Source organism: Streptomyces sp. NBC_00572, from assembly GCF_026341815.1.
Classification (GTDB): domain Bacteria; phylum Actinomycetota; class Actinomycetes; order Streptomycetales; family Streptomycetaceae; genus Streptomyces.
In genome coordinates this window covers 84,849-108,451 of sequence record NZ_JAPENX010000003.1, presented here as the reverse complement: position 1 = coordinate 108,451, position 23,603 = coordinate 84,849, and the positions used below count along the sequence as shown (strand labels likewise).

21 protein-coding genes and 1 pseudogene are annotated in these 23,603 nt (G+C 71.8%); 7 read left to right on the top strand and 15 right to left on the bottom strand.

Going from position 1 to position 23,603, the window contains the following annotated elements; translation table 11 throughout:
• Positions 1-15: 15 nt before the first annotated feature.
• A complete protein-coding gene (locus OG514_RS37200; protein ID WP_266902533.1) occupies positions 16-792 on the bottom strand; it encodes a class I SAM-dependent methyltransferase in 777 nt (258 codons plus the stop codon).
• Positions 793-1,528: 736 nt separating this feature from the next.
• Here OG514_RS37200 and OG514_RS37195 point away from each other — a divergent pair.
• Positions 1,529-1,948 carry a molybdopterin-binding protein gene (locus tag OG514_RS37195; RefSeq protein WP_266902531.1) on the top strand — a complete coding sequence of 140 codons (420 nt, stop codon included), beginning with the start codon at positions 1,529-1,531 and terminating at the stop codon, positions 1,946-1,948.
• A 97-nt stretch (positions 1,949-2,045) separates the two neighbouring features.
• Here the strand turns inward: OG514_RS37195 and OG514_RS37190 are convergent, their stop codons facing one another.
• Both OG514_RS37190 and OG514_RS37185 read right to left on the bottom strand, forming a co-directional pair.
• Positions 2,046-2,711 carry a DUF1214 domain-containing protein gene (locus OG514_RS37190; RefSeq protein ID WP_266902529.1) on the bottom strand — a complete coding sequence of 222 codons (666 nt, stop codon included), beginning with the start codon at positions 2,709-2,711 and terminating at the stop codon, positions 2,046-2,048.
• Complete coding sequence (locus tag OG514_RS37185) at positions 2,708-3,370, bottom strand: DUF1254 domain-containing protein (RefSeq protein ID WP_266902527.1); 663 nt, start codon at positions 3,368-3,370, stop codon at positions 2,708-2,710. The genes OG514_RS37190 and OG514_RS37185 overlap by 4 nt, the downstream gene beginning before the upstream one ends.
• A gap of 439 nt (positions 3,371-3,809) precedes the next feature.
• Here OG514_RS37185 and OG514_RS37180 point away from each other — a divergent pair.
• Positions 3,810-4,127: pseudogene (locus OG514_RS37180) on the top strand (transposase); the annotation flags it as partial.
• A gap of 293 nt (positions 4,128-4,420) precedes the next feature.
• Positions 4,421-6,244 (top strand): protein kinase, encoded by a 1,824-nt coding sequence (locus OG514_RS37175; protein ID WP_266902525.1) that lies wholly within the window; start codon positions 4,421-4,423, stop codon positions 6,242-6,244.
• Between the two features lie 335 nt (positions 6,245-6,579).
• Here OG514_RS37175 and OG514_RS37170 read toward each other — a convergent pair whose 3' ends face one another.
• From OG514_RS37170 to OG514_RS37155, 4 genes are all read right to left on the bottom strand, one after another.
• Positions 6,580-6,948, bottom strand: coding sequence for a pyridoxamine 5'-phosphate oxidase family protein (locus OG514_RS37170; RefSeq protein WP_323181689.1), 369 nt, complete (start codon positions 6,946-6,948; stop codon positions 6,580-6,582).
• 43 nt (positions 6,949-6,991) lie between these two features.
• Positions 6,992-9,010, bottom strand: coding sequence for an ABC transporter permease (locus OG514_RS37165; RefSeq protein WP_266902522.1), 2,019 nt, complete (start codon positions 9,008-9,010; stop codon positions 6,992-6,994).
• Between the two features lie 78 nt (positions 9,011-9,088).
• On the bottom strand, positions 9,089-9,904 hold the full coding sequence (modA, locus tag OG514_RS37160) for a molybdate ABC transporter substrate-binding protein (RefSeq protein WP_266902520.1): 816 nt from the start codon (positions 9,902-9,904) through the stop codon (positions 9,089-9,091).
• Between the two features lie 102 nt (positions 9,905-10,006).
• Positions 10,007-10,402 (bottom strand): molybdopterin-binding protein, encoded by a 396-nt coding sequence (locus OG514_RS37155; protein ID WP_266902518.1) that lies wholly within the window; start codon positions 10,400-10,402, stop codon positions 10,007-10,009.
• Positions 10,403-10,735: 333 nt separating this feature from the next.
• Between OG514_RS37155 and OG514_RS37150 the strand changes: the two genes are divergently transcribed.
• Positions 10,736-12,265 carry a PucR family transcriptional regulator gene (locus OG514_RS37150; RefSeq protein ID WP_266902516.1) on the top strand — a complete coding sequence of 510 codons (1,530 nt, stop codon included), beginning with the start codon at positions 10,736-10,738 and terminating at the stop codon, positions 12,263-12,265.
• A gap of 54 nt (positions 12,266-12,319) precedes the next feature.
• Here the strand turns inward: OG514_RS37150 and OG514_RS37145 are convergent, their stop codons facing one another.
• The 4 genes from OG514_RS37145 to OG514_RS37130 form a co-directional block, all read right to left on the bottom strand.
• Positions 12,320-12,718: a molybdopterin-binding protein gene (locus tag OG514_RS37145; protein WP_266902514.1), complete on the bottom strand. Its 399-nt coding sequence runs from the start codon at positions 12,716-12,718 to the stop codon at positions 12,320-12,322.
• A 118-nt stretch (positions 12,719-12,836) separates the two neighbouring features.
• Positions 12,837-13,916, bottom strand: a complete 1,080-nt coding sequence (locus tag OG514_RS37140; protein ID WP_266902512.1) for a HAMP domain-containing sensor histidine kinase — start codon at positions 13,914-13,916, stop codon at positions 12,837-12,839.
• A complete protein-coding gene (locus OG514_RS37135) occupies positions 13,909-14,637 on the bottom strand; it encodes a response regulator transcription factor (protein ID WP_266902510.1) in 729 nt (242 codons plus the stop codon). The genes OG514_RS37140 and OG514_RS37135 overlap by 8 nt, the downstream gene beginning before the upstream one ends.
• A 128-nt stretch (positions 14,638-14,765) precedes the next feature.
• Positions 14,766-15,473: a VanZ family protein gene (locus OG514_RS37130; protein ID WP_266902508.1), complete on the bottom strand. Its 708-nt coding sequence runs from the start codon at positions 15,471-15,473 to the stop codon at positions 14,766-14,768.
• Between the two features lie 350 nt (positions 15,474-15,823).
• Here OG514_RS37130 and OG514_RS37125 point away from each other — a divergent pair, with 350 nt between their 5' ends.
• Together OG514_RS37125 and OG514_RS37120 are read left to right on the top strand one after the other, a co-directional pair.
• On the top strand, positions 15,824-17,320 hold the full coding sequence (locus OG514_RS37125; protein WP_266902506.1) for an FUSC family protein: 1,497 nt from the start codon (positions 15,824-15,826) through the stop codon (positions 17,318-17,320).
• Between the two features lie 193 nt (positions 17,321-17,513).
• Complete coding sequence (locus OG514_RS37120; RefSeq protein ID WP_266902504.1) at positions 17,514-18,563, top strand: lactonase family protein; 1,050 nt, start codon at positions 17,514-17,516, stop codon at positions 18,561-18,563.
• Between the two features lie 92 nt (positions 18,564-18,655).
• Here the strand turns inward: OG514_RS37120 and OG514_RS37115 are convergent, their stop codons facing one another.
• Both OG514_RS37115 and OG514_RS37110 read right to left on the bottom strand, forming a co-directional pair.
• The gene (locus tag OG514_RS37115; protein WP_266902502.1) at positions 18,656-19,579 is read right to left on the bottom strand and encodes a sirohydrochlorin chelatase; all 924 of its coding nucleotides are present in this window, start codon (positions 19,577-19,579) and stop codon (positions 18,656-18,658) included.
• A 161-nt stretch (positions 19,580-19,740) separates the two neighbouring features.
• Positions 19,741-20,745 carry an N-acetylglucosamine kinase gene (locus OG514_RS37110; protein ID WP_266902500.1) on the bottom strand — a complete coding sequence of 335 codons (1,005 nt, stop codon included), beginning with the start codon at positions 20,743-20,745 and terminating at the stop codon, positions 19,741-19,743.
• Between the two features lie 127 nt (positions 20,746-20,872).
• Here OG514_RS37110 and OG514_RS37105 point away from each other — a divergent pair, with 127 nt between their 5' ends.
• Positions 20,873-21,550: a uracil-DNA glycosylase gene (locus OG514_RS37105; protein WP_266902498.1), complete on the top strand. Its 678-nt coding sequence runs from the start codon at positions 20,873-20,875 to the stop codon at positions 21,548-21,550.
• A 78-nt stretch (positions 21,551-21,628) separates the two neighbouring features.
• On the opposite strand, the gene OG514_RS37100 is transcribed toward OG514_RS37105, so the two are convergent.
• Positions 21,629-22,171 (bottom strand): RICIN domain-containing protein, encoded by a 543-nt coding sequence (locus tag OG514_RS37100; RefSeq protein WP_266902496.1) that lies wholly within the window; start codon positions 22,169-22,171, stop codon positions 21,629-21,631.
• A 224-nt stretch (positions 22,172-22,395) separates the two neighbouring features.
• Positions 22,396-23,478: an exo-alpha-sialidase gene (locus OG514_RS37095; protein WP_266902494.1), complete on the bottom strand. Its 1,083-nt coding sequence runs from the start codon at positions 23,476-23,478 to the stop codon at positions 22,396-22,398.
• Between the last annotated feature and the right edge of the window lie 125 nt (positions 23,479-23,603).

Below are 23,603 nucleotides of genomic sequence, written 5' to 3'. Positions count from 1 at the left end.
GAGAAGTTCGCCCGGTCAGGGAGTGGATCGCACGATGACGAGCGAGCCCTCGTACGCCGGCTGGACGCGGAGGGCACCGAAACGCTCGTCCCACGTCCCGGAGGCCAGATCGTGGCGCAGGGTGCGGTCGAAGCGCTCGCGGACGCCGTCGTCGACGAAGCTCCAGGCGGAGCAGGCCTGGCGGGCGGCCGGGTCGAGGAGCATCTCGGGGCGTCCGTAGTACGCCTCGTTGAAGCCGTCGGTGCAGTCGAGCGGGATCGGTACGGCTTCGACGGTGCCCGTTCCGCCCAGAGCGGCCGCGATCTCGTCGACGGGAGGGTAGCGGCGGGCCTCCGTGTCGAGGACCCCGGGCGCGTACTCGTACAGCCAGAAGTCCCGTACCGACGCCGGGTCGCAGGTGAGGACGACGACGGGGCCGCGGGTCACTCGGCGCATCTCCCGGAGGCCGGCGGCCACGTCACTCCACTGGTGCACGCTGAACAGCGTCATCGCGGCGTCGAACTCGCCGTCGGCGAAGGGCAGATCCTCGGCGACGGCGTCGACGGCCCGGGTGAGACGAGGCGGTCGCTGGGCCCGCATCGACGCAGACGGTTCGACGGCCGTCACCGCGTCGGCGACGTTCTCGTACGATCCGGACCCCGCTCCGACGTTGAGCACGGTGCGGGCTCCACCCAGGGACTCCGCGACGAACTGGGCGATGCGTTCGTCCGGCCTGCGGTAGGCGGAGTAGCCGGATCCGATCGTGCCGTAGTCGACGTCACCGGCGCTGCCGTCGCGCGTACGTGCCTTCATGTGCCAAACCTCGCCTCGTGAGCAGGAGCAGCGGAGGAGGGGAGGGGACGAGGACGTCGTGGATCATCGCCCAGCCGTTGTCGCCGCACCTCCGCCAGTCGCTCGCCCAATCTTGCAGATGCTGGCCTGCTCTCACAATTACTTCGCGAATGCTTGGTCAATCGCCTAGATCGCTATGCAAATGTGACACCGGGAATTGGAGGTACCGACAGTCGGGGGCGGTCGTGTGCGTCGATCATCTGCGGAGTACGGCCCGGGCGGGGCGGCGAGAGCTGCTCCTCCGCCCGGGCCGGTGGGACTCAGTGAATCAAGCGTCACTCGGGTGGGACGACTGGATCCGGACACAGAAACAGGCCTCGACGGCCGTAGTTGCTACGGTGAATCATCCAACTTCTGGAAGGTTCGCGTCGGCGCACCTGGGGCTTCATTTCAGGAAGAGGCGCGGCATTTGCGCCGGATGCATGAGTGGAACTGCTCATCTGCCGTGTCCGGTAGCTCTGTTCGAGAGTGCTTGGACGGCCGCGCTTCAGGTCTCAAGCCCCAGGTCAGGCGCTTGATCGCCTCGCTGGGCAGGCGACTTTCGGCCCTCATGGAATACGCGAGGGGATTGCGCTCATTCGGCTGGTGAATGCGACGCGAGTTGCGTGACGCAATTTCCGTTCCGGTACGGTCGGTCATGACGCAGGTCACAGAAGTGACGACTGTTCCGTTTCCGGATTTGCGAGGGCGTGTTTCCATGACCCTGTCCATTCGTAACCAGCTCCCCGGCACCGTCACGTCCGTCACCGCCGGTGAGGCCATGGCATCGGTGAGGGTGTGCCTGGCCGGCGGCCAGGACATCACCGCCGCGATCACCGCCGACGCCGTCAAGGACCTGGGCCTGGCCGAGGGGGCCCCCGTCAAGGCGCTCGTGAAGTCCACCGAGGTCGCGCTCGCGACCGGCCCCGTGGAGGGCATCTCCATCCGCAACCAGCTCGCGGGATCCGTCACCGAGGTGGCCACCGGAGGAGCCATGGGCTCGGTGAAGGTCTCCGTCGAGGGCGGCGAGCTGACCGCCGCGATCACCAAGGACGCCGTCGAGGACCTCGGCCTGGCGGCCGGTACCTCCGTCGTCGCGCTGATCAAGTCGACCGAGATCTCCCTCGCCTCCGCCTGATCCTTCCCGATCGCTCCGGATCGCTCCTTATGTCCCGCGTCATGCGCGAGGGCCGCGCACCGAGCGGGTGCGCGGCTCTCGCTTTCAGGGTCCGGGTTCAGCTGGTGCGCTGCAGTGCCGGCGGGGTCCAGTCCCCGGTGAGGGCGGGCTGCTGGGGCCAGTACAAGCGCAGGAAGACGTTGAAGCTGTCGGCGGGTGCGGGCAGCCAGTTGCTCTCGCGGTCGGGTCCGGGGCTGTCGTGCTGGACGTAGATGTCCAAGGAGCCGTCGGCATTGGTCCGCATACCGCTGCGGTCGCCGATCGCGTAGCGGTTCAGCGGGTTGTCGGCGAAGAGCTGACGCTCGTTCATCATCGTGAGGGACCAGAAGCCGTCGACGGGCGGGGTTTTCCCGGCGTCGAAGTGCAGCACGTAGGTGTGGGCACCGTCGAGAGGTCGGCCTTCGGAGTCTGTGGTGGCGTGTGGGTACAAGGCGTCGGCGTCCAGGTTGGCTCCGTACCCGAACCGGGTGATGACCGCGCGCTTGGCGTAGTCGGTTTCGTCATCACCCAGACCCCGGTGCACTGTCCACCCGCCGGAGTTCGCGGACTCCGCTTGGGCGAGCAGCGTGCGCAGGGCCTCCGGGCCGCGCTGGGCACCCGCGTTCAGGGTCGCGAGCTCCTCGGAGGACAGGTCGTCCATGCTCGCGCCAGGTGCGATGCCGAGTTTGGCAAGCCTGCCCAGGAACGGGGCATCGGCGGGGTCGGGAGGGTTGTCCAGCATCATCTGGTTGAGCAGAGCGAAGTACTCGCGGCCGCTGAGAGCGTGGACCTTGTCGACGGGCGGCGTCGTGGTATCGGCGTCGGCGGGTACGGGGACGTAGGGGAGTAGTCACCCGGGTCGCCGGTCCACTCCGACAGCGGAATCAGCCGCGTGTCGTCCTGGAGCCGGTTGACGGACGGGAAGTCCGACGGACCGCTCGTCGCGTACCGGGCGATGATCCAGTTCACGTTGGTGGGCGACTTCAACAGGGTCAGGCCGGACGGTTCCGCTCCCGACCAGGATGGCCCGGCGATCAGGAACGGGCCGGCGGACGGGCCGTTCTCGCGTCGGCCGACGACGGCGCAGACATCGGACCAGGCGTCCAGGATGGGGACCATCCAGAACCGGTCCCCGAACTCGGGCAGGGTCAGTACCAGAGGCTGGTCGGACAGATCGAGCCAGGCACTGGAGTACAGGGTGTCGGCGTTCGGCGAGACGACCTCGGTGAAGGAGGCGTCCGGGGTGCTGCGCATGTAGCAGAACTGGTTGACCGGGGCCTTTCGACGGGCGTCGTCCCGGGCCGGCACCGCCGCCATCGAGCGCTTCGTCATCGCTGCTGTGACCAGCGGATACCCGTAGAGCCATGCCTCAGTGGCCAACTCCTCCATCGACTCGTCCGTCATCGGCTTCTCCCATCTGCTCCGGCGCCCTGTACGGGCCAGACGCTACGAGCATCGCCGGTCTCCCGCGTGGCAAGCCCGCCGAACGAGTGGCGGGTGCGGAACCGTCGGAGCTGACCGGCAGCGGGCTGCTTGACGCCGTACGAAGATCGCCCGGACGCGTCCTCGTGAGCTACCTGAGCGGTCCGACGTCTCATGCAGCTCACCCCCCATGACCGTTTTGGTTGCCCCGCAATGGGGCGCCTGGCCTCCGGGGTTGGCATGACTTTCTCCCCTGTCGATCGCATGTCTTGGGGGTGTCACCGGCTCCGGAGGCATCCACAGACCGCTGACCAAGGGCATGGCCACCGGCTCCTTCGCAGGTCGGGAGGCTCTTCGTGATGTGGATGTGGCGATCGGTGCCGCGGGACGGCCGGGCGAAGAGGACGACCGGAGGGAACGCGTGATCGACACCAGTGGCATCGGCGCCGTCCTCGGCCTGGACGTCGGCAAGGGCGAACCCCACGCCGCCGCCGTCACGCCGGCCGGGGAGAAGGCATTCGACAAACGGCTGCCCAACAACGAGGCCAAGCCCCGCAAGGTCTTCGGGAAACTGCAGGCCAAGCACGGGACCGTGCTGGTGGTCGTCGATCAGCCGGCCTCGATCGATGCTCGGCCGCCGGCGGTCGCCCGTGACATGGGCTGCCAGGTGGGCCGTCCGCCGGGGCTGACGATGCGGCGGGTCGCCGATCCCTCTCCGGGAGAGGCCAGGACCGATGCCCATGGCGCGCCGTCATAGCGGACGCAGCCCGCCGCATGCCGCATGCCGCACACGCTCCGCTCTGCCGACCTCCGCTGGGTGTCGGCAGCATCCGCTTCACGACCACGGACGTCACCCTGCCTCTCGGCACCGCCCGAACTCCGGGCAATCCGCGGGCAGTGCCCTGTAGGCACGTGGGCTACAAGAGGCCCCAGGGACTGCCGTGGCCGTGGACGCGTCATTCACCGGTGGTGGTTGGTGAGCCTTAGCTAGTCTTGATCGACCGAAGTGGCCTTCCATGGGAGCTAGTTGTCGTGCAGCCTTTGCAGGAACAGGACCCCGACCGGGTCGCTGACTACCGGCTCCTCGGCCGGCTCGGGGAAGGCGGCATGGGGGTGGTCTATCTGGCCCGTTCGCCGCGGGGCCGGATGGTGGCGGTGAAGACCATCCGCGCCGAGCTGGCGGCGGCCCCGGACTTCCGTCGCCGGTTCGCCAAGGAGACCGCCGTGGCACAGCAGGTCGGTGGGGACTGGACGGCCGCCGTGCTTGCGTCCGACCCGGAGGCGGCGCTGCCCTGGGTCGCCACGGCGTACGTCGCCGGTCCGACCCTGCAACAGGTGGTCGCGGAGCAGGACGGGCCGCTGCCGGAGCATTCGGTGCGCGGTCTCGCCTCCGGATTGTGCCGGGCTCTGGGGGACATTCATGCCGCCGGTCTCGTTCACCGTGATCTGAAGCCGTCGAACGTCATGGTGACCATTGACGGGCCGAAGGTCATCGACTTCGGCATCGCCCGTGCTCTGAATTCCACCACTGGCGGCCTGACCAGTACCGGGGTGGTGATCGGGTCGCCCGGCTTCATGTCACCTGAGCAGATCCGCGGCGAGCGTTTGACCGCGGCGAGCGACATCTTCTCCTTGGGCACCGTGCTGGCCTTCGCCGCGTCCGGGCGGCTCCCTTTCGACGTGGCTGAGGGCCAGGCTCACGCCCTGATGTACCGGGTGGTGCACGAGCCGCCGGACCTCACTGGGGTGCCCGAGCCGCTGCGTGAACTGACCGCGGCCTGTCTGGCCAAGGATCCGGCGGCTCGGCCGACGCTGGCCGAGTTGCGGGAACGGCACGATACGCAGTACCGCTCGCTGGGGCCCTGGCTGCCGCTGGAGGTACTGACCCGGCTCGGGCAGGAAGCCGTCCAACTCCTCGACCAGGAGGACCCGCACACCCGGCTGGGTCCAGGCACGGATGCGCTCGACGTGCCCCCTGCCGCCGAGGCGATGACGACTGAGGGCCCGACCCGGCCGCTGCACCCGCCGGCTGCCGCCGGCCAGGCCGAGCAGGCAGCCCTGCCCCACCAGACCAGGCGTACGGATCAGCCGCCGTCCCGGCTGGCCGACGAACGCCGCCGTGCGCGCGGCAGAACGGGACCGGCCGACGGGTACCGGGCCGCCCTCTACTGGCTGCTCGGACTCTCCGCGCTGGTGTCCGCGCTCACGGCCGTCCACCAGGTGGTCGTCTTCGCTACCGTCCCAGGGCGCAGGCAAGGGGAAGATCTCTACCCGGGCTGGGACGATGCCTGGGAGAACATCGCCGACGTGGAGAGGTGGGACAGCGTCACGTTCCACTCCCTGTTCGCCGCCCAGCTCCTCTTCGGCGCAGGGCTGGCGGTGAGCTGGCTCGTCTGGTTCGCCCGGGTGCGCGCCACCGCCGAGCAGTTCGCGCCCGGCCGGCTGCGCTACCGCCCGTACATGGCGATGGTGGCATGGTTCATCCCCGTCGCGAATCTCTTCCTTCCCAAACAGATCGCCAACGACGTCTGGCATGCCTCCAGCCCGCCCGGCCAGGGCGACGGCACAGCCCCTGCGCCCCGTCTGCTGCAAGGCTGGTGGGCTGCCTGCCTGTTTGCCCTCGTGGCCGGGCCGCTCGTGCTGACTCCGTGGACTTCCCTCCTCGACCGGACGCAGCTCAGCGATTCACCGCCGGTGGGAGAGAGCTGCTGCTACTCGTACTACGACACGTACGAGTTCCTACCGGAAACCTGGCTCACTCTGGTTCTGCACGTGCTGGTTGTGCCGGCGGCGTTCGTCGCCGCCGGCTACGTACGCCGGCTGACCGCCATGCAAGAGGCCAAGGCCCGTGGCTGACACTGCCGGGCTGGGCTACAGCCCCGGGCCGTTGTACGCGCCGCGATGCGGCTTCGTGGTCGCGGACAACGGGGCGGGTCGACCGGCCTTCGGCGTCGACGCCTCCCGCGGCGCCCGGTCGGGTCGCCACGGGCGCATTGCCTAGGGGGTGTCTTGTCGATCAGGCCGGGCTCGCGACGCCTGGCACCGCGCCTCGCCCCGTTGTCGTCGGTCGGCATGGCTCCGCCATGCCTCCCTTCTCCGCCTTGCGATGCGTCCCCTCGGCCCCTGCGGCCTGGGGAGACCCCATGCACCAGCCGCCGCTCCCTGATCCGGCCTGATCGGCAAGACACCCCCTAGGCCCGGGCGACTGCGTGGAGATCTCCACCGGTGCGTGCCCAGTAGAAGGTGAGTGCCGCCCAGGGACTGCCGGCGAGCTGCACGCCCTTCGGGCTGTCGGCGTGGGCGGCGAACTGGAAGCCGGCGGTGTCCACGTTCTTGAGGATGAGGACCCGAGCATCGGGGTCGCCCTCCTCGTCCACGGTGGACAGGGTCATGGCATGGGGATCGGGGACACCTGCCGCGACGGCATCGGTCAGCCATTCCAGGAACAGATCCGAGGGCTCCGCCGGGGCTCGTTCCGTCACGAACTCGGGCAAGGGGCGGGCGAACACCTCGATGCCGCGCAGCCAGTCACGGACCGTGGACTCGTCGCGTTCCGTCATGTCGTCCTCGCTTTCTCCCGGCACCGTTGGCACCCGGGGCAGGTCAGAGGGGGACGATCGTCGTCTCGGTCGCCTTGACGCTGGTCCAGACGGACACCCCGTCGGCGAGGCCGAGTTCGGTGGCCGCCTGCGGGGTGATCTCGGCGACGAGGTCGGGGGCCTGGTCGGAGGTGATCAGGACCCGGAGCCGGCTGCCGCTCGCGGTGATCTCGCGTACGGTGCCGGGCCAGACGTTGCGGGGGCTGCCGGTCGGCTTGTCGCGGTGGAGTGAGACCGCCTCGGGCGCGACGATCGCGAGCGCCGGGGTGCCGGGCGGCGGTGGGTCGGACGCGACCAGGGTGCCGCCTCCGTCGAAGGCGAGCCCCTCGGTGGAGGCGATGCCGGGCCAGGCGTTGCGGCCCAGCATGCGGGCGACCCAGGGAGAGCGTGGGTGCCGGGTGACCTCCACGGGTGGGGCGTCCTGGAGGGCACGGCCTTCGTCGAGGACGAGGACGCGAGTGGCGAGGGAGACGGCCTCGACCGGGTCGTGGGTGACGATGAGGCAGACGCCGGCGAAGCCGGAGAGGTGGGTGCGCAGGGTGTGGCGGACGTGGGCGCGGGTGGTCTGGTCGAGGGCCGCGAGCGGCTCGTCGAGGACGAGGAGCCGGGGGCGCGCGGCCAGGGCGCGGGCCAGGGCGACGCGTTGGGCCTGGCCGCCGGAGAGCTGCGTGGGCCGGCGGTGGGCGAGGTGGCCGACGCCGAGACGGTCGAGCCAGGATCGTGCCTCGCGGCGGGCCTCGGCTCGGCGTACTCCTTGGGCCCGGAGGCCGTACGCGGTGTTGGCCAGGGCGCTCATGTGCGGGAACAGCGCGCCGTCCTGGGGGACCCAGGCGACATGCCGTCGGTGCGGGGGCAGGGCGGTGACGTCGGTGTCGCCGAGCCGGAGTGCGGCGTGGGCGCGGGGGGTGAGGCCGAGGAGGGCGCGGAGGAGGGTGGTCTTTCCGGCGCCGTTGGGGCCGACGACGGCGATGGTGGTGCCGGGTTCGGCGTCGAGGGTGAGGTGGGTGAAGCCGGTGACCTCGGCGTGGAGCGCCCAGCGTTCGGCGCCCTCCTTGGACTCGAACCGCTCGGACTCCTCGGACTCCTCGGACTCCTCGGACTTTTCGAACCGCTCGGACCGCTCGGAGACCAGCCCGGACACGGACACGGGGGGCGCCTGCGGGACCGGCGCGGGATCGTCGGGTCCGGCTGCCGGGGCGGGGCGCGTACGGCGGTCCGTAGGGGTTCCCGTCCAGCGGCCGCGCAGGGCGATCAGTACACCCATGGCGATGGCGAGCAGCAGGAGGGAGACGGACGTGGCGGCTTCCGGTTCGTCCTGGAGCAGGAGGTAGACCTGGAGGGGGAGGGTCTGGGTGGTGCCGGGGAGGTTCCCGGCGAAGGTGATGGTGGCGCCGAACTCGCCGAGTGCCCGTGCCCAGGTGAGGGCCGCGCCCGCGATGAGACCGGGGGCGACCATGGGCAGCGTGACGGTGAAGAAGACCCGTACCGGCGAGGCGCCGAGCGAGGCCGCGGTCTCCTCGTAGCGCGGCCGCAGTCCGCCGAGCGCGCCTTCGAGGCTGATGACGAGGAAGGGCATGGCCACGAACGTGGCCGCGATGACCGCTCCGGACGTGTGGAACGGGAAGGTGATGCCGAAGGCGTCCTCGAACCAGGGGCCGAGCAGCCCGCGCCGGCCGAAGGCGAGGAGCAGCGCCACACCGCCGACGGTGGGCGGCAGCACCATGGGCAGCAGCACGAGGGAACGGACGAGCGCCTTGCCGGGGAAGGACACCCGGGCCAGCAGCCAGGCGAGCGGGACACCGAGCACCAGTGACAGTCCCAGCGCCCAGAACGACACGACGAGGGAGAGCCGCAGCGCCTCGATCGTCCCGGGAGAGGTGAGGTGGTCGGAGAGTTCGCCCCACTCCGTCCGTACGAGGATGCCGATCAGAGGAAGCGTCAGGAACGCCACGGCCAGGAGCGCCGGTACGGCCAGAGCGACGGGCGTGCGGGCTCCGGGTGTACGGACGCCTGATCGTTTCATCGAATGTCCTGAAGACGTAGGAGGAACAAGGGGCTGCCCGGTCCCCCGATCCGGGCAGCCCCTCGCGATCTGAGGAGGTTACGGCTTCTGGAAGCCGGCGTCCTGGAGGATCTTCTGCGCCTCGGGCGAGGAGAGCCAGGTGACGAAGGCGGCTGCGGCCTCGGCGTTCTTGGAGTCCTTGATCGTGGCGGCGGGGTACTGGGCGACGGCGTTCTGGTCGTCGGGGATCTCGACGGCGTCGACCTTGTCCTTGGCGCTCTCCGCGTCGGTCTTGTAGACGAGACCGGCGTCGGCCTCGCCGAGCTCGACCTTGCTGAGGACGGCGCGGACGTTGGGCTCCTGGGAGACCGCCTTCACCGTGATCTTCTGGGCGTCGAGGACCTTCTTGCTGTACTTGCCGGCCGGGACCTCGGGGGCGGCGAGGACGACCTTGAGCTTGGTGTCGGCGAGGTCCTTGAGCTCGTCGACCTTGTACGGGTTGCCCTCGGCGGTGGCGATGACGAGCCGGTTCTTGGCGATGACGACCGGGGTGCCGGTGTCGGCCTTGACCTTGTCCATGCTCTTGGTGTCGGCGGTGATCAGGGCGTCCGCGGGGGCGCCCTGGGCGACCTGTGCGACGAGTTCCTGGGAGCCGGCGAACGAGAAGGTGATCTTCGTGCCGGGGTGGGACTTCTCGTACGCGGCGCCGGCCGTCTTGAAGACGTCGGTGAGCGAGGCGGCGGCGAGGACGGTGAGCTGGGCGGCGGGCGCGCCGCTCGCCGACTCGGACGGCTTGGAGCCGCCGGTGTCCTTCTTGGTGTCGTCGTTGCCGCAGGCGGCGAGCGGGACGAGGAGGGCCGCGGTCAGGACAGCGGCGGCGGTGCGGCGTCTGGTGGCGGTGAGGGCGAGAGACATGAGGGTCCGAACTCCTTGGGACGTAAGGGAGATGCATGGCTGGGGGTGACGGGCCGCGCCGACGGCCGATGCAACCCGGTACTGCCGGTACTGCGTGAGGGGTCAGGTGCGGTCGATGTGCACGCTGGTCGACTTCACGCGGGCGGTGGCCTGCATGCCGACTTCGAGACCCAGCTCCTCCACGGCCTCCCGGGTGAGGAGCGAGACGAGACGATGCGGACCGGCCTGGATCGTGACCTGGGCCGCGATGTCACCGAGCTTGATCGCGGTGACGATGCCGGGGAACGCGTTCCGGACCGAGGTGTACGACGCGTCGTCGTCGCCGCTGCCGCCCTGCGCGATCTCCGCGGAGAACGCGGCCAGCGACGTGCCGTCGATCAGGCGCCGACCGCTCTCGTCGCGGTGGGTCGCGATCCTTCCCGCGTCCGCCCAGCGCCGCGCCGTATCCGGGCTCACGCCCAGCAGACGAGCGGCCTGACCGATCGTGTAGGACTGCATGTGCCACACCGTAGGTCGATGAGGGTCTCATCTGCAACAAGCCCGTGCGAGTCTCCATGGCGAATGAGAGGTGGCTTGGAGGAAGGGACGAACGCGTCGGTCGGGAGCTCATCGGGAACTCATCGGTGGGAGGTCGCGACGAGTCGTGTACCCGCCACCACGGCGTCCGGTGCTGGGGCAATGCCGAGATCCTCCAGCGCTGCGTACCGCGCTCTGGCCGATCGAGCAAGAGGCATTTTGCAGACTTCTCTTGGCATCTACGATGGTCGGACTCGAATGTGCCTCGTGAATATGAGATGCGGGCGCGTCCCGTGGGTGCCCTAGGAGTTCCGCATGCAGGTCGATCAACTTCTCCGCCTGGACCGTCTTGACCTCTCCCTCGTCTGGGGTGACGAGGTCCTGCTCGGTCAGGAGATCGGTGGTGTGACGGCGACCGATCTGGAGGACCCGGCCCGGTTCCTTCAGCCGGGGGAGGTCGTCCTGAGCGGGCTGGTGTGGTGGACCCGGGACGGCGACCCGGCGAAGACCGACCGCTTCGTGTCGGCGCTGAGGGACGCCGGTGCGGTGGCCCTGCTGGCGGGGGAGGAGACCCACGGGGAAGTGCCCGTGCAGCTGGCGGATGCCTGCCGGGAGCACCGGATCGCGCTGGTCGCGGTGCCGGCCCATACGAGTTTCCGGGCGATCACCGAAGCGGTGTACGTGCGCCAGTGGGGCGAACTGAGCCGCCGCCCCACGGACCACCACGCCCTGCCGGAGAACGTACGCGTCGACCTCGACCGCGTCCTGGAGGGCGGGGCGTCGGCCGGTGTTCTGCTGGAGCGCGCCTTCGCTCATCTGGGGACGCCCGCCTGCTACTTGCTGACCGGCAGCGGCCGTACCCTCGCCCGCACGAGCGAGGCGGGCGAACTGCCGGCGCGGCGGGCCGCGGAGGCGCTGCGGGGTACACGCGGCATGACGGTCCGCGTCGACGCCGACGACACCGCGTTCGACGCCTGGCATCTGCACCTGCCGGAGGGCAACGAGGTGCCGCCGCGGGTGCTGCACGAGATAGCCGAACTCCTGGGCCGGCACCGGCGTCGTCTGGACCGGCGCCGGAAGGAGCGCAGGCAGGCCTACGAGGAGCTCATGGCGCTTGTCGGTGCGGCGTACGGCGAGGTCAACGGCGTGGAGAACGCGCTGGGTTCGTGCGCGCTGCCCGCCACCGGGCCCTACACCGTGGTGGTGGCGTCCCTGGAACCGGCGGGCGAGCGGGCCGACGGGGTGGCCGCGCTCACGGAGGCGCTGAGCCATCTGCCGTCGGCCGTGTTCGCCGTCGCGGAGCGGCCGGGCGGTGAGGCGTTGGCGCTCCTGGCACACGAGGACGGCGGGGAGCCGGACGTGCGGGCGGTGCTGGGCGAGGTGTGGCCGCTGCTGCACGCCTGCCGCCCGAAGGCGGCTCTGCACGCCGGGGTCGGCGGGCCGGTGGGCACTCCGGCCGACCTGGGCCGGGCCCTGACGCAGGCCCGCTATGCGCTCGCGGCGGCCCGTACGACGGCGCCGGCGGCTGCGCTCGTGGCGGGCCTGGAGGACCTGCGCGGACTGGAAACGCTCCTGGCGGGCATCCCCACCGACGTCCGCACCGTCTACCGCGACACCGTCCTGGGACCGCTCCTGCAGGACGACCGGGCCTCGCATGCCGTGCTGTTGGAGACGCTGGAGGTCTTCCTGCGGGAGAACTGCTCCTGGGCGAGGACCTCCGAGGCCCTGCACCTGCACGTGAACACGGTCCACTACCGGATCGAGCGCATCGAGAGCCTCACCGGGCGGGATCTGTCCCGTTTGGACCATCGGCTGGATCTGCGGGCCGCGTTGCTGTGCCGTTGAGGGCCGGCCAGGGTCAGATGAGGTCGATCCGTGCTCGGGTGAGGTCGATCCAGGTCAGGTGAGGTCGATGTGGACGCTGGTCGACTTCACGCGGGCGGTGACGGTGACGCCGACGTCGAGTGCGAGCTCCTCGACGGCTTCGCGTGTCACGAGGGACACGAGGCGGTGCGGGCCCGCCTGGATCTCCACCTGCGCGGCCACGTCGTCGACGCGTACCGCGGTGACGATCCCGACGAACGAGTTGCGTACCGAGGTCGGCACGTCGTCCTCGGGCACCGCGTGCAGGCCGGCTCCCCGTTCCTGGGCGAAGCGCGCCAGCCCTGCTCCGTCGACCACGCGGTTGCCCGAACCGTCTCGGTCCACGCGCAGACGACCGCCGTCCGCCCACCGGCGAACGGTCTCCGAACTCACTCCGAGCAGCCGAGCGGCCTGCCCAATGCTGTACGACGGCACCACCGCACTCTAAGGGCTGTCCGGCCGAGACGATCTGTGCCGTCGGCTTCGCTCGGCCGGGACGGCAGGAGACCACCCCGAGCCGGATGTCCGCCCCCTCATCACTCCACGAGCGGGCCTACGGTGCGTAGTGAAGCCTGACCGTGACGAGCAGACCACCGGCGGGGCGGGGGAGGAGGTCGAGGGTCCCGCCGTGGGCGCGGACGATGCTGTGCACGATGGCCAGGCCGAGGCCGACGCCCGCGTGCTCGTCGGTGCGTACGCGTTCCGTACCGCGCTGGAAGGGTTCGGTGAGGGTCGGCACCAGTTCCGGTGGGAGCGGCCGGCCCGTGTTCTCGACCCGCAGCACGCTCGTGTCGCCGTGTGCCTCGGTGTGGACCGTCACGGTGCCGCCGGCGGGGAGGTTGTGGACGACGGCGTTCTGGACGAGGTTCGTCACCATCCGCAGCAGGAGCTCCGCAGAGCCGCCGGTCACGGCCGCCCCGCCGGTGACGTCGAGCGTGATCCGGCGCTGTTCGGCGAGGGGAAGCAGCGTTTCGGCGGCTTCCTCGGCGACGAGGGAGAGGTCGACCCTCTCGCGTGTGACGTTCCCTCGGTCGCCGCGGCTGAGCAGCAGGAGGGCCTCGGTGAGGTCGATCGCCCGCGTATTGACGGTGTGCAGACGTTCGATGAGTTCGTCCCGGTCCCGCGTGGGGTCCTTGCGGGCGACATCGAGGAGCGTCCGCGAGATCGCCAGCGGGGTGCGCAGCTCGTGGGAGGCGTTCGCGGCGAACCTCTGCTGCTCGGCGACGTGGGACTCGAGTTGCCGGAGCATCGAGTCGAACGCGTCGGAGAGTTCGCGGAACTCGTCCTGACGTCCCTCCATGCGGATCCGGTGGGACAGCGACCCGTTCCCGGCCGTGCGTGCCGCGTCCGTGATTCGTGTGAGGGGCGCGAGCATCCGCCCGGCGAGGAGCCATCCCCCGACGAGGCCGAACACGAGCAGGAAGGCCATCGCCACGGCCGCGGCGGGGAAGAAGGTGCGCACGAGGAGGTAGCGGTTGGGCGAGATCCCGAGAAGGCCCTGGGGGTTGTCGGGTACGTAGCGCAGCAGGAACCCCCACACCACGGCCAGCAGGAGAGCACCGGCGACGGCGAGGAACCCGGCGTAGCTGAGGGTGAGTTTCAGCCGGACGCTGAGCCCCGGGCGTCTAGGCATGCGGACGGCCGGGGTCGGTCGTGTCGGCATGCGCCGTACGGGGGGCGGTGCCGTCCGGACCGGTGGTGTCGATCCGGTAGCCGACGCCGGCCACCGTGGCGATGACCCATGGTTCGCCGAGCCGTTTGCGCAGTGCGGAGACGGTGATGCGCACGGCGTTGGTGAGGGGGTCGGCGTTCTCGTCCCAGGCTCGTTCGAGGAGCTCTTCGGCGCTGACGACTCCGCCCTCGGCGGCGACGAGGACGTCGAGGACGGCGAACTGTTTGCGGGTGAGGGCGACGTAACGTCCGTCGCGGAAGACCTCCCGGCGGAAGGGGTCGAGCCGCAGGCCGCCGATCTCGCGGACCGGGGGGCGGGCGTACGCGCGTCGTCGGTCGAGCGCCCTCAGTCGCAGGACGAGCTCCCGCAGCTCGAACGGCTTGGTGAGGTAGTCGTCGGCGCCGAGCCCGAACCCTGACGCCTTGTCGTCGATCCGGTCGGCAGCGGTGAGCATGAGGATCGGGATGCCGCTGCCGGAGGCGACGATGCGCCGGGCGACCTCGTCGCCGGAGGGGCCGGGGATGTCGCGGTCGAGGACCGCGAGGTCGTACGAGTGGACGCCGAGCAGTTCCAGAGCGGAGTCGCCGTCGCCGGCGATGTCGGCGGCGATCGCCTCCAGGCGCAGGCCGTCACGGACGGCCTCGGCCAGGTAGGGCTCGTCCTCCACGATCAGTACGCGCATGCCCGAAGCCTAAGCAGCACGACATATCGCCGACGTATGCGGGCACGCGCTCAGGGGCGTGGTCGTGGGCGTGGGCAGGGCGTGGACCGGGGAGGGGTGCGAGGACGCCCGTACGCCGGGCACGTGACTCAGCCTGCCGGTGTCAGTACGGGCCGAGGCCGGTCCGACGGCGGCGCTTCCGCCCTCACGCGCCACCAGCGGCGCGACGCCAGTCCGGCCAGCACCGCGCCGGTGGCGTTGACCAGTACGTCGTCCACGGAGGACACCCGGTCGAGCCGCAGGACGGACTGCGCGGTTTCGACCAGGACCGAGCAGCCCGCCCCGAGCGCCAGGATCCGCGGCAAGGACGCCAGAGCCGCGAAGCGCATCGGGGCGAAGAACCCCAGCGACGCGAAGACCAGCAGGTTGCCGACGATCCCGAGCGGCCCCATCGCGACCAGGTCCCGCAGCGGGACGAGGCTCACCCGGGCGGGCGCGATGCCGGGCGCGGAGCCAGGCATCAAGGTCAGCCACAGGAACGGCACCGTCCCGTGGACCATGCCCACCTCGGCCAGCGACATCTGCCACGCCGAGGGGACACCGGCGGCACGGCGACGGTACGCCAGTGCCCACGCCACCAGCACGGCCGGCGGCAGCGTGACCAGCGTCATGAGCACCACACCGTTGAAGGTGTCGAAGCAGCCGTGCCAGCGCCCGGCCATGCATCGCGGAGCGGACATCATGAGCGGCCCCCGCAGGGCGAACAGGGCGCTCGCCAGGCCGAGGACCGCCAGGCCGAGGAGCACGATCCTGCGCGTGCGGCCGGGCGGTGCCGACAGGGATGCGTCGTGGTTCATGCCCTCATGGAAGGCGGAGGGCCGTTGCGGCGGCGTATGCGATTTTCGATAGGCCCGCGATACGTCATCCGCAGCCAAGGGCCCGGTGGTCCGTTGGTCTCCCGATGGACTATCGGGGAGGCTGCTCACTGGGCCAATGGCTCAGCGGGTGGGCGATGAGTTGAGCCATGGGCGACCTGGATGGTTTGCTTGTCGTATCCAGGTACTTTCGGCGCCGCGCAGCGCCGGGGCGGCGACGAGGCCGGTCCGGACCGCGGCGCCTTCGTCATGTCCGCGAGCTCCCACCACCCCGGGACGCCGCGCGACAGGCGGAAGGCAAGACGAGGGGGCGGTTCACCACCGTGAAGAGGATGTTCGTGGCACCGGATCCGGGGCACGTCAGGTTGAGGAACTCGCTGCGCGCCGTCATGGGCATCGCGCTCGCCGTCGCCCTCGCGGAGCTGGCCGGTCTTTCGCTGACCGCCTCGATCACCGGTGGTCTGGCGGCGCTGCTCGCGCTGTTCACCGTCATGGACTCCACCGTCCGGGCGCAGGCCGTGACGACCCTGCTCCTGCCGGCCGCGGGCTTGCCCGTGCTCGCCCTGGCCACCGCGCTGCACGACATCACGCTGCTGCGCGACCTCGCCTTCCTGGCTGTGGTCTTCTGCGGGGTGTACGCGCGGCGCTGGGGACCGCGCGGGCACGCGCTGGGGATCTTCGCGTTCATGAACTTCTTCACGACCCAGTTCCTCCACGCCGTCCCCGGGCAGCTCCCCGAGCTCTATGCGGCGGTGGGCATCGCCCTGGCCGCGGCGGGCGCGGTGCGCTTCCTCCTGTGGCCGCTGGAGCGGCGCATCCCTCCGGCCGCCGCGCCGGCCCCGCTGCCCGGCTCGGGGCTCTCCCGTGTGACCACGCGGCAGGCGTTCCAGGCCGCGGCCGCGTGTGCCGTGGCGCTCGCGGTCGGCCAGGTGCTGTCCGAGGACCGCTGGTACTGGGCCGTGGGCACGACGTGGTGGATCTTCGTCAACACCGTGTCGCGGGGCGAGACGCTGGTACGCGGCTTCCGCCGGGTCCTGGGCACGGTGATCGGCATCGCCGTGGGCATGGTGGTCGCCATCCCGCTGAACGGGGCGGTGGCCCCCACGGCCGTCCTGGTGGCCCTGTGCGTCTTCGGGATCTTCTACACGGCGCCCGTCTCCTACAGCTGGATGATGCTGGCCGTGACCGTGATGGCGGGCCTGCTCTACGGGCTCCTCGGCGTGCTCGACCCGGCGCTGCTGGTCCTGCGCCTGGAGGAGACGGCCGTCGGCGCGGTCTGCGCCGCGCTCGCCGTGCTCCTCATCCTCCCGGTCACCACCCACGCGATCAACGACGCCTGGATCCAGCGCGCCCTGCAGGGCGTCCGGTCCGCCACGTCCGCCTCGCTGCGGCGCCTGTCCGGTGACGAGGACGCCGACCCGACCCCCCACGCCGCCGAGCTGGAGCTGCTGCTCGGACGGGTACGCCTGTCCCTCGCGCCCCTTGTCCATCCGCTGAGCCCGTTCCGGGGCCGGAAGGCCCGGGCCCGTCAGGTGCTGGCGCTCCTCGACGAGTGCGCCGACGAGGTGCGGGGGCTCACCGCGGTGGCGGCCGACCCGGCCGCGAGCCATGACGCCCGCCTCGCGGCTGCCTGCTGGCGCGTCGAAGCGGCTGTGGAGCGGCTGACGTCGCCCCGGGGCGGCCGCGGGGAAGGGGCGCCCACGGCCGCTGTGGCCGCTCCGACCGCCGGTCAGGTCGCGCTCGGCCACGTCAGTGGTCTGGAGAAGCTGCTCGCCGCGCTCGACGAGCCGCTGCGGACGCCCCCGGGCTCGTTGCTCGTTCGCTCCTGACAACTCCGGCACCGATCCTGACAACTCCAACACCGCTTCCGGCGGCTCCGGCACCGTTCCCGGCGGCTCCCTCCCGGTCACGGTTCCCGGCGGCGGCTCCCGCCCAGCTCGCCTCTTTGGTCTAGACCGCCTGCTACCGTCGGCCGGACGAAGGCCGGTCCACCGTGACCGGCACCGGGACAGGGGAGGCGTCGTGGGCGGCACAGGGACGGTTCGGGGCCGGAGCGCGGTACGGGCGTACATCGGCTCCTTCACCTCGGCGGGCGGGCGGGGCGTCCTCGCCGCCGACGTGGACGCGGAGACGGGCGCACTGACCGTCACCGGCGGCAGCGACGCCGTCGCCGACCCCTCCTTCCTCGCCCTCGCGGGCCCCGTGCTCCACGCCGTGTCCGAGACCGAGGCCGGCGCCGTGGCCGCCTTCGACATCAGCGGGCCCGCACCCCGGCCGCTCGGCTCGCCCGTGCCCGTCGACGGCGCCGCGCCCACCCACCTCGCCCTCGCCGACGGGCACCTCCTCACCGCCAACTACACCTCCGGCAGCGTCACGGCCCTGCCCCTCGCCGAGGACGGCACCGCCCGCCCCGCCACGGCCGTCCTGCGGCACGAGGGCCGCGGACCCGTCACCGCGCGCCAGGCCCGCCCACACGCCCACCAGGTGCTCCCCGACCCCAGCGGCCGCTGGGTCGTCAGCGTGGACCTCGGCACCGACTCCGTACGGATCTGCGCACTCGACGCCGCCACCGGGACGCTCACCCTCCATGGCGAGACCGCGCTGCGTCCCGGCACCGGACCGCGCCATCTCGCCTTCCACCCGGCAGGCACGCACGCGTACGTCCTGAACGAGCTGGAACCCACCCTCACCGTCTGCCGCTGGGACGCCGAGGCCGGCGTGCTCGAACCGCTCGCCGAGACCCCCGTCGTCCCCGAGGACGCCCCCGGACCCAGCTACCCCTCCGAGGTCGTCGTCGCCCCCGACGGGCGCTTCCTGTGGGCCGCCGTCCGCGGCGACGACACGCTCGCCGTGCTCGCCCTCGAAGGCGACGGGGTCGCCCTGGTCGCCACCGTGCCCTGCGGCGGCACCTGGCCCCGCGATCTGGCCCTCGCCCCGTCCGGACGGCACCTGTACGCCGCGAACGAGCGCTCCGGCGACGTCACCTGGTTCACCCTCGACCCGGAGACCGGGATCCCCGCGCGCGCGGGCTCGATCGAGGCCCCGGCGGCCTCCTGCGTCGTCTTCGGCTGAGCCGACCCGCGCGGCGGCGCCAGGGGTACGCCGAAGGGCCCGCACCGGAGATCGGTGCGGGCCCTTCGACGTACGGGCTCGGGTCGCGGTCCTCAGAACGAGGGCGCGCCCTGTGGCTGCTGCGGCGGGATGCCCAGAGCGGCCGTGTACTGCGAGAACACCAGCTTGCCGATGGCCGGGTAGGCACCCAGCGGTTCGGCGGCGGCGCACCCGGCCTCCTTGGAGGCCTCGTCGAGCAGGCCATCGGCCAGCTCGGGGCCGATCAGGTACGGGGCGAGGGCCAGCTGCTCGGAACCGGTGGCACGCAGCTGCTCGGCGACGGAGGCGATCGAACCCTCCTGGTCGAGCGCGGCGGCCATCACCGGCACGGCGAGGCGCGCGGCGAGCAGCATGCCGGTGATCCCGGCGGCCTGGACGGCCTCCTCGCCGCCGACCGTGGCCAGGATGATGCCGTCGGCGGCCGTGGCGACCGTGAACAGCCGGGCGCGGTCGGCACGGGCCAGACCCGCCTCGGAGAGTCGCACGTGCAGCGCCTCGGCGAGCAGCGGGTGCGGGCCGAGGACGTCGGTCAGCTCGGCGGTGTTGCCGGCGTCCATGACGGCCTGGCGGACCTGGCGCGTCTGGGCGCTGTCCGGACCCGCGAGGAGCGGCACGACGACCGAGGCGGGGCCGGTGGGGGCGCTGACCTCGCGGCCGGCGGCCAGGGCCAGCTCGTACCGCTCGTGGCGCAGGGTGGCGGCGGCCGTGAGAACGGTCGCGAGCGTGGGGTACTCGCTGTCGTCGCCTTCGAGGAAGCCGATCAGGGCATCGAGACCGGGCAGCTCGGAACGGGCGATGCTCACGACCTCTTCGGCCAGCGAGCGTATGGCGGCGGACGGCGCGCCGGGCACAGCGAGAACCAGTGCGGGAGCGCCCTCGGGCGCCGCCGCGGGTTCGGGGCGACGGTGCCGCCCGGACTGACGGGGTCGAGGCATTCGTACAGGCAGGCCGGAAGCAGGCCCATTGGGGGAGCTCATGGCGCCGCATGCTACTGGTTTCGCCCGGCGCGCCGTCGGCTGAGGTGCGATCATGCGCCTTCTGCCCCTCTATGTCCCCCCGATGTCCCCTCCAGGACCCTCCGGGACGTGCCCCCTGCCCCCACCACGACCCGAAGCACCGCCTCCCACCTGGGCGGATGTCAGCTCCCTAGGGGGGTGTCCCGCCCGAACAGCCGTAGCAGCGAATCGTCCTCCGGCAGCCGCAGGGTGCCCGTGGCGAGGGCCGACGCGAGGGCGACCGCCCCGGCCAGCGGATCTCCGGCGGGGGACACCGTCCGGGCCTCCGGGATCCGCTCCGCGAGCGCCGCCCGCAGCGGTACGAGCAGGGGGTCGCCCATCTTGAACAGGCCCCCGGTCAGCGCCACGAGCGCCCCCGGCCCGGCGGGGCATGCCGCCTCGGCGGCCTCGGCGATGTGCCCGGCCGCCCGCGCCAGGATGTCCGCCGCCACCGGGTCCGCCGCGGCGCACAGTCCCACCTCGGGGGCGAAGGAGGCGAGCACGGCGGGCCGGTCGGTACGGGGGTAGAGCGTGCCCGGCAGGCCCGCCGCCGGGCCGAACAGCTTCTCGGCGCGGGCCAGGAGCGCCGCCGAACCGCCGCTGCGGCCGTCGTACGCGCGCATGGCCGCCTCCAGGCCGGCCCGGCCGATCCAGGCTCCGCTGCCGCAGTCGCCGAGGAGGTGGCCCCAGCCGTCCGCCCGCCGCCAGGACGTCTGGTCCGTGCCGAGCGCGATCATGCCCGTACCGCCCGCGACGACGGCCCCCGGTCGCTGCCCGAGCGCCCCGGTGTACGCCGTGACCGCGTCGGCCGCGAGCGCGAGCCGTCGTACGCCCCAGGCCTCGGCGAAGGCGCCCGGCAGCTCGGCCCGCAGCTCGTCCCCGAGCGTGGCCATACCGGCGGCGCCCACGGCCACGGCGGCGACCGGCCGCGCACCGTGAGGCTCCGTCAGGGCGCGGACGGCCGGCAGGACCTGTTCGAGGAAGTGCCGGGCGGAGATCCCGCCGGGGCCGGTCCGTACCGGCTCACGTGAGGAGCGGGTGTCGAGCACGGCGCCGCCCGCCGCCTCGGCCAGCGCGATCCGCAGCCCCGAACCGCCGGAGTCGACGCCGACGACCAGCGCGCCGACCGGGTCGTTCACGGAAACCACGGGAGCCACAGAAGCCACGGTGCACCGTCCTCGCAACGGGTGGGCGGGGGAGTGGGCGGAGTCTAGGGGGTCGGCCGTGAAGGCGTCCGGACCGGGGTGTCACCGTAGGCCGGTAGAGTGACGGACCGTGACAGCGCGACCGTTGAACGAACTGGTGGAGCCCGGCTGGGCGGAGGCCCTGAGCCCCGTGGCAGGCCGTGTGGCGGAGATGGGCGACTTCCTGCGTGCGGAGATCGCCGCGGGCCGGACCTACCTTCCGGCGGGACAGCATGTGCTGCGGGCGTTCCAGCAGCCCTTCGACGAGGTGCGGGTCCTGATCGTGGGTCAGGACCCCTATCCGACACCGGGGATGGCGATCGGACTGAGCTTCGCGGTCGCGCCCGAGGTCCGCTCGCTGCCGGGCAGCCTGGAGAACATCTTCCGGGAGCTGCACACCGACCTCGGCATGCCCCGCCCGTCGAACGGCGACCTGACCCCCTGGACCAGCCAGGGCGTCCTCCTCCTCAACAGGGCGCTGACCACCGCCCCGGGCAAGCCCGCCGCCCATCGCGGCAAGGGCTGGGAAGAGGTGACCGAGCAGGCCATCCGCGCGCTGGCCGCACGGGGCAAGCCGCTGGTGTCGATCCTGTGGGGTCGCGACGCGCGCAACGCGCGCCCGCTCCTCGGCGATCTGCCGGCGATCGAGTCCGCGCATCCGTCCCCCATGTCGGCGGACCGCGGCTTCTTCGGCTCCCGGCCCTTCAGCCGCGCGAACGAACTCCTCCTGAACCAGGGCGCCCAGCCCGTGGACTGGCGCCTGCCCTGACCCTGGGCCCCTCAGTGGGGAGGGGGGACGGGCGCCCGATGATCCGGGCCCTGCCACGCCCCCGCCCCCCGAGTACGGCTACACGAACGTGAAGTTGAACTTCTGGTTCGCGCCGTAGTGGCAGTCCCACAGCCGGGCCGGCGCTCCGGCGTTCTGGCTCCAGTCGGCGATCTCCAGGCACTTGCTCGACGCGTACTCGAACGACGGGTGGATCAGGCCGGAATTGCCGTACCAGGTCTGGTTGGCGCCGTAGTGGCAGTCCCACTGGTTGACGGTGGCGCCGTTGCCGGTCGCCCAGCCGCCGATCTCCAGGCACTTGCCGCTGTGGACGTTCACGTACCAGTACGGACCGGTGGACGAGCCCGGCATGTAGTACTTCCGCCACTTCTGGTTGTTGCCCCCGGTGCAGGGGTACTGGCGGACGGCCGCGCCGTTCGCCGTGCTCCAGTCGGCGACCTCCAGGCACATGCCCGGGGCGTGCTGCGGGCTGATCGTGTACGTGAAGTCGTAGACCGGTGAGGCGGCCTGGGCCGGGGCGGCGCTGATGCCGAACACGAGGCCGAGGGCGGCGGCGAGAACGAGCAGACCGCGGCGGGCGCGGAGGAGGGGACTGGGCTTCATGGTCCTCTGCAATCGGGAAGGACCCGGCCGGTGGCCGGGAAACGCCGCTCATGATCGCACGACTGTACGAGCCGACTCGCCTGCTGATCCCGACAGTTGAGACGATCGGCCAACAGGATGAGGACGCTCCCGTTCCACCTGTCGGAGGCTCCCGTTCCGGCCTCCGGGAGCCCCCTGTTCCGGCCCTCCCGGAGCCTCCCTCTCCGCCCGCCGGGCCGACCCGCTCAGATCACCGCCGCCCGCACGCAGAGCACGTCCGGCAGGTGTTCGGCGAGGAGTCGCCAGCTGTCGCCGTCGTCCGCGCTCGCGTACACCTCGCCGTTGCGGTTGCCGAAGTACACGCCCGCCGGGTCCGCGTCGTCCGTGCACAGCGCGTCCCGGAGCACCGTGCCGTAGTGGTCGCCCTCGGGCAGTCCCCGGCTCAGCGGCTCCCAGGTGGCTCCGGCGTCGGTCGTACGGTAGACCCGGCACCGGCGGCCGGCCGGGACCCGGTCGGAGTCCGCGGTGATCGGGAAGACATAGGCGGTGTCCGGGCGGTGCGGGTGCGCGGCGACCGCGAAGCCGAAGTCGGAGGGCAGCCCGGAGCCGATGTCCGTCCAGCTGGCGCCGGCGTCGTCGCTGCGGAACACGCCCCAGTGGTTCTGGAGGTAGAGCCGGTCCAGGTTGCCCGCGTCCTGGGCGATCTTGTGGACGCACTGTCCGAACACGGGGTGCGGGTCCGGCAGGAAGACCGCTGACACACCCTGATTGGAAGGCTCCCAGGCGGCCCCGCCGTCCTGCGAGCGGAACACCCCCGCGGTGGACACCGCGACCGTGACGGCCTCGGGGTCGCGCCGGTCGGTCACCACGGTGTGCACGGCCTCGCCGCCTCCGCCCGGCACCCACTGGGAGCGGGTCGGGTGCTCCCACAGTGGCCGCACGAGCTCGAACGACTCCCCGCCGTCCGCCGACCGGAAGAGCGCGGCCGGTTCCGTCCCCGCGTACACGACGCCGGGGGAGTGCTCCGGCGCCGGGTGCAGCTGCCAGACGCGCTCAAGAGAGGCCCCGGTGTCCTCGGGGAACTTCACGGCCGGTCGCGCCGGCTCGGTCCAGGTCTTGCCGAGGTCGTCGGAGTGGAAGACGGACGGTCCCCAGTGGGCACTGTCCCCGCCCACGAGCAGCCGCGGTGTGGGCCCGCGGGTGTCCAGGGCGACCGAGTAGACCGCCTGCGCGGGAAAGGCCGGATCGTCGAACTCCCACCGGCCGTCGTGCCTGCGGCCGATGAAGAGCCCCTTGCGGGTGCCTACGGTGAGGAGTACGTCGGGCATGGCTGCCAACCTCCAGGACGCCGTTGTCGCGGATACGGGCCAGTCTGCACCCGGCCACTGACAACGGCTCCCGGACACCCCGCGCCCCGGCCGCGCGGCCCTGATTCAGGCCCGGGCGCCCACGG

Bases quoted from the DNA above. Each gene is read 5' to 3' on its own strand.
- OG514_RS37200 (WP_266902533.1), bottom strand. From the start codon at position 792: ATGAAGGCACGTACGCGCGACGGCAGCGCCGGTGACGTCGACTACGGC.
- OG514_RS37195 (WP_266902531.1), top strand. From the start codon at position 1,529: ATGACCCTGTCCATTCGTAACCAGCTCCCCGGCACCGTCACGTCCGTC.
- OG514_RS37190 (WP_266902529.1), bottom strand. From the start codon at position 2,711: ATGATGCTGGACAACCCTCCCGACCCCGCCGATGCCCCGTTCCTGGGC.
- OG514_RS37185 (WP_266902527.1), bottom strand. From the start codon at position 3,370: ATGACGGACGAGTCGATGGAGGAGTTGGCCACTGAGGCATGGCTCTAC.
- OG514_RS37170 (WP_323181689.1), bottom strand. From the start codon at position 6,948: ATGACGGAACGCGACGAGTCCACGGTCCGTGACTGGCTGCGCGGCATC.
- OG514_RS37165 (WP_266902522.1), bottom strand. From the start codon at position 9,010: ATGAAACGATCAGGCGTCCGTACACCCGGAGCCCGCACGCCCGTCGCT.
- modA (WP_266902520.1), bottom strand. From the start codon at position 9,904: ATGTCTCTCGCCCTCACCGCCACCAGACGCCGCACCGCCGCCGCTGTC.
- OG514_RS37155 (WP_266902518.1), bottom strand. From the start codon at position 10,402: ATGCAGTCCTACACGATCGGTCAGGCCGCTCGTCTGCTGGGCGTGAGC.
- OG514_RS37150 (WP_266902516.1), top strand. From the start codon at position 10,736: ATGCAGGTCGATCAACTTCTCCGCCTGGACCGTCTTGACCTCTCCCTC.
- OG514_RS37140 (WP_266902512.1), bottom strand. From the start codon at position 13,916: ATGCCTAGACGCCCGGGGCTCAGCGTCCGGCTGAAACTCACCCTCAGC.
- OG514_RS37135 (WP_266902510.1), bottom strand. From the start codon at position 14,637: ATGCGCGTACTGATCGTGGAGGACGAGCCCTACCTGGCCGAGGCCGTC.
- OG514_RS37130 (WP_266902508.1), bottom strand. From the start codon at position 15,473: ATGAACCACGACGCATCCCTGTCGGCACCGCCCGGCCGCACGCGCAGG.
- OG514_RS37125 (WP_266902506.1), top strand. From the start codon at position 15,824: ATGTTCGTGGCACCGGATCCGGGGCACGTCAGGTTGAGGAACTCGCTG.
- OG514_RS37115 (WP_266902502.1), bottom strand. From the start codon at position 19,579: ATGAGCTCCCCCAATGGGCCTGCTTCCGGCCTGCCTGTACGAATGCCT.
- OG514_RS37100 (WP_266902496.1), bottom strand. From the start codon at position 22,171: ATGAAGCCCAGTCCCCTCCTCCGCGCCCGCCGCGGTCTGCTCGTTCTC.
- OG514_RS37095 (WP_266902494.1), bottom strand. From the start codon at position 23,478: ATGCCCGACGTACTCCTCACCGTAGGCACCCGCAAGGGGCTCTTCATC.